The sequence below is a fragment of the Nocardia sp. NPDC060220 genome, assembly GCF_042727815.1.
Taxonomy (GTDB): domain Bacteria; phylum Actinomycetota; class Actinomycetes; order Mycobacteriales; family Mycobacteriaceae; genus Nocardia.
Genome location: NZ_JBHWZY010000604.1, coordinates 1 through 4,324, shown reverse-complemented (window position 1 = coordinate 4,324; position 4,324 = coordinate 1). Strand labels below are relative to the sequence as shown.

4 protein-coding genes are annotated in these 4,324 nt (G+C 69.7%); 2 read left to right on the top strand and 2 right to left on the bottom strand.

Annotated features, from left to right (window positions below; translation table 11 throughout):
* Positions 1-12: 12 nt before the first annotated feature.
* Together ACFWF3_RS26080 and ACFWF3_RS26075 are read left to right on the top strand one after the other, a co-directional pair.
* On the top strand, positions 13-1,071 hold the full coding sequence (locus tag ACFWF3_RS26080; RefSeq protein ID WP_379315944.1) for an isocitrate/isopropylmalate dehydrogenase family protein: 1,059 nt from the start codon (positions 13-15) through the stop codon (positions 1,069-1,071).
* 224 nt (positions 1,072-1,295) lie between these two features.
* Positions 1,296-2,504, top strand: a complete 1,209-nt coding sequence (locus ACFWF3_RS26075) for a molybdopterin-binding protein (protein ID WP_378995267.1) — start codon at positions 1,296-1,298, stop codon at positions 2,502-2,504.
* 72 nt (positions 2,505-2,576) lie between these two features.
* Here ACFWF3_RS26075 and ACFWF3_RS26070 read toward each other — a convergent pair whose 3' ends face one another.
* Positions 2,577-3,818, bottom strand: coding sequence for an SPFH domain-containing protein (locus ACFWF3_RS26070; protein ID WP_378627173.1), 1,242 nt, complete (start codon positions 3,816-3,818; stop codon positions 2,577-2,579).
* 2 nt (positions 3,819-3,820) lie between these two features.
* Positions 3,821-4,252: an NfeD family protein gene (locus ACFWF3_RS26065; protein ID WP_378995269.1), complete on the bottom strand. Its 432-nt coding sequence runs from the start codon at positions 4,250-4,252 to the stop codon at positions 3,821-3,823.
* Positions 4,253-4,324 lie beyond the last annotated feature (72 nt).

The window sequence follows — 4,324 nt, the reverse complement described above, 5'->3', positions numbered from 1 at the left end:
CGCACATACCGGATCGCGACCATTCCGGGCGACGGAATCGGCGTCGACGTGACCGTCGAGGCGGTGAAGGTGCTCGACCGGGTCCTGCCGGGAATCAGCTGGACCGAGTTCGACTGGTCCTGTGAGAACTATCTGCGGACCGGCGCGATGATGCCCGCCGACGGGCCCGAGCAGCTCGCCGGGTTCGACGCGATCCTGCTGGGCGCCGTCGGGTTCCCCGGGGTACCCGACCACATCTCGCTGTGGGGCCTGCTGATTCCGCTGCGGCGCGCCTTCGGCCAGTACGTCAACCTGCGGCCGGTACGACTGCTGCCCGGCACGGAATCGGCGCTGCGCGACCGCACCGCCGAGGACCTCGACATTCTCATCGTGCGGGAGAACTCCGAAGGCGAGTACTCCGAGATCGGCGGCATCCACAACCCGGGCAGGCCGGACGAATTCGTGTTGCAGGAATCAGTGTTCACCCGCACCGGCTGCGAACGGATCATCCGCTATGCGTTCGACCGCGCCGCCGAACGCTCGGGCAAGCTCTGTTCGGCGACGAAATCCAACGGGCTCATCCACTCGATGCCCTACTGGGACAGCATTGTCGAGCGCGTAGCCGAGGAGTACCCGACGGTGCGGACCCGGCAGATGCACGTCGACGCCCTCGCCGCCGAAATCGTGCTCCACCCCGATCGCCTGGATGTGATCGTGGGCTCGAACCTGTTCGGCGACATCCTGTCCGACCTCGCCGCGGCCGTCACCGGCGGACTCGGGCTCGCACCCTCGGGCAACATCAACCCCGCGGCGGACGCGCCGTCGATGTTCGAGGCCGTGCACGGTAGCGCGCCCGACATCGCGGGCATGGGCATCGCCGACCCCGTCGCCCAGATCCTCGCCGGGGCGATGCTGCTCTCCCACCTGGGCGAGCACACCGCGGCCGCCGCCGTCGACCGCGCGGTCTGCGATGTCCTCGCCGCGGGTACGGTCCGCACACCGGACCTGGGCGGCACCGCCACCACCGCCGAGCTGGGCACCGCCATCGCCGACCGCGCCGCCGAGCTGGCGAACGCCCTCACCGAAGCGTGAACCCCGCCGGCTTCTCCCCCGCCGCTGACCGCCCGGACGTCGGGGCATCCAGCCCGGCAGACCTGCGGGTCACCCACTCGTGACGCCCGAACTGCGCACCGAGCGGCACGCGTGTGCGTGAGCACAACGTCATCGCGCGGCAACTGCCCAGAAAATCGCAGGCAATCGGTGGTGCGCACGATGAGTCCCAGTATCGGTGATGGGTCCTCGGAAGGCGGAACGTGGTGACGAGCGCACGGGTGGGCGTAGTTGCGGCGGTGCAATGTGGGCTGGGGCTGGTGCGCGCGCGAATAGCCGCCGAGCTCGAGCCGATCGCGGTGCGTGAACGACCCGTGGCCGAGGCCGTGGGGGCAACCCTGGCTGTCGCCCTCGCGGCGGGCACTCCCCTGCCGCGGGTGGACAGCGCCGCCATGGACGGTTACGCGGTGGCGGGCCCCGGACCGTGGTGGCGGCTACACCAGCAGGTCAGCTACGCCGGGCGCGGCTGCTCGGTGGTGCTGGCGCCCGGCGAGGCGGTGCGGATCGCGACCGGCGCGGCTACCCCGCTGGGTACCACGGCGACTTTGCGCGACGAACACATCGTGACCACCAGCGTGTCCGGCAAACCGGTGGTGATGCGCGCGCCCGGCGCACCGGTGCGCGACGACACCCGCCGCCAAGGCGAACACTGGAGCAGCGGAACGGAATTGGCGCGCGCTGGGGCCCGCGTCTCACCGGCCCTGGCTTCGGCGGCCCTCAGCGCCGAAGCCGAAACTGTCACCGTGCGTGGACCTTTGCGCGCCGATGTGGTGATGACCGGTGACGAGATCCGCGCTGTCGGCCCGCTCGGTCCGGGCGAAACCCGCGACTCCCTCGGCCCGGTCATGCCGGAGTTCTTGCGCTGCTGCGATATCGAGAGCACCGGCCTGTGGCACCTCGCCGACAGCCGCGACCTGCTGCGCTCCTGGCTCACCCTGAAATCCCACGCCGACTTGGTCGTCATGGTCGGCGCCACCGGTCGCGGCGCCGCCGATCACCTGCGCACCCTGCTGGCCGACCTCGGCGCGCGCATCATCGTCGAACGGATAGCGATCCGCCCCGGTGGCTCCACCCTCGTCGCCCAGCTCCCCGACGGCCGAGTCCTGCTCGGTCTGCCCGGCAACCCCTTCGCCGCCGTCGCGGCCCTCTTGGCCGTCGGCCCGGCCATCGTCGACGCCCTCACGCTGCGCACGCCCGGCCCCACCATGTGGGGCCGCCTCTCCGACGCCGGCGTGATGGAAGGCGAAGCCACCCGGATAGTCGGCGTCCAGCAACACCCCGGCGGCGTCTGGCGCAGCACAGGCCCCGCTCACACCCCTCACCTGGCCGGTCTCATCCCCTGCCAAGCCCTGGCCATCCTGCCGCCCGGCACCGGCCGAGGCTCCCTCGTCGAACTCCTTCCCCTCCCGCACTGACCCGACAGCGCTGCCGCACAACAGAAACGGCCCCGGAGTGGAAGTCCACACCGGGGCCGTACCCTGCTCGGATCAGCCGTGTTGCGGCGGCTGCCAGGGGCGACCGTAGGGGTCGTCCGGGCGCGGGGCGGGGTGTTCCGCCGGGGCGATCGGAGGTGGGGTCGGAAGTTCCGGGTCCCCCTTGGCCACCGAGGTTTTGGGCCGGGGTACGGGGGAATCGAAACCTTCGACGGGGGTGCGGGCGGTGGCTTCCGCGGCGCGGACTGCTTCGGCGATCTTGGGGTCCGAGGCGGTTTCGAACCAGTCGGCCACGTCGGTGTCGTCCTCGATCTTCACCGGGGCTTCGTCGGCGGACGGTTCGTAGCGGAAGACACCGTCCTCGCCCTTGGTGGCGAAGTTCTGGGCGAAGCCTTCGAGCGCCTTGCCGAAATCGCTGGGGACCAGCCACACCTTGTTCGCATCGCCCTTGGCCACCATCGGCAGGGTCTGCATGTACTGGTAGGCAAGCAGTTCCGGAGTCGGCTTGCCGTTCTTGATGGCGGCGAACACCTTCTCGATCGCCTTCGCCTGCCCCTGGGCCTGCAGGTAGGAGGCGGCGCGTTCGCCCTGGGCGCGCAGGATGCGGCTCTGGCGTTCACCCTCGGCCGACAGGATCGAGGACTGCTTGCCGCCCTCGGCGGTCAGGATCGCCGCCTGCTTGGCGCCCTCGGCGGTCTTGATCTGCGCTTCGCGGTTACCTTCGGCGGTGAGGATCGTCGCGCGCTTCTCGCGATCGGCCTTCATCTGCTTCTCCATCGATTCCTGGATCGACGGCGGCGGATCGATGGACTTGAGCTCCACCCGGGCCACCCGAAGGCCCCAGCGGCCGGTGGCCTCGTCGAGCACACCGCGCAGCTGGTTGTTGATCTGATCGCGCGAGGTCAGCGTCTCTTCCAGGGTCATGCCACCGACCACATTGCGCAGCGTGGTGACGGTGAGCTGCTCGACCGCGGCGATGTAGTTGCTGATCTCGTAGACAGCGGCCTGCGGGCTGGTGACCTGGAAATACACCACCGAGTCGATCTGCAGGGTGAGATTGTCCTGGGTGATCACCGGCTGCGGCGGGAACGACACGACCCGCTCGCGCAGATCCACCTTCGCGCGGACACGATCGGCGAACGGGACGAGGAACGTCAGCTGACCGGACACGGTGCGCGAATACCGCCCGAGCCGTTCGATCACCGCCGCCTCGGCCTGCGGGACGAGAGCGATCGATTTGAACACCACCACCACGACCAACAGGACGAGGACGGCGGCCACGATCAAGGCAACCATTGCTAGGGACCCTTCCAGACGACGGCGGTCGCGCCATCGATCTTCATCACATAGACAGTCACACCGGCTTCGTACACTTCACTCGGGTCGAGCGGACGCGCGGTCCAGACCTCGCCGCCGAGCTTGACCTGACCCGAATACTCCGCGACCTGCTCGAGCACCAGCGCCGACTTCCCCGGCAGCGCATCGGCATTCGTCGGAGTGGGCGGCGGGGTACCGAACTTGCGGCGCAACAGCGGGCGCACCCCGACGAACAGCACACCGGCCATCGCGGCGAACACCAGGGCGTCTCCCCAGACCGGAAGGTCGGTGGCGGCGCTGATCCCCGCGGTGCCGAGTGCGGCCACCCCGAGGGTGAGCAGCGTGAGGTCCCCGGTGAGCATTTCCGCCGCCGCGAGAACGATGCCCGCGATCAGCCAGACTATTGCGGCCACCCTGCCAGCCTAGCCTCGATGACCGGTTCGGGGGCGGGCTCGCGTAATCGCCGCCTCCCGGTGCGCCGATAC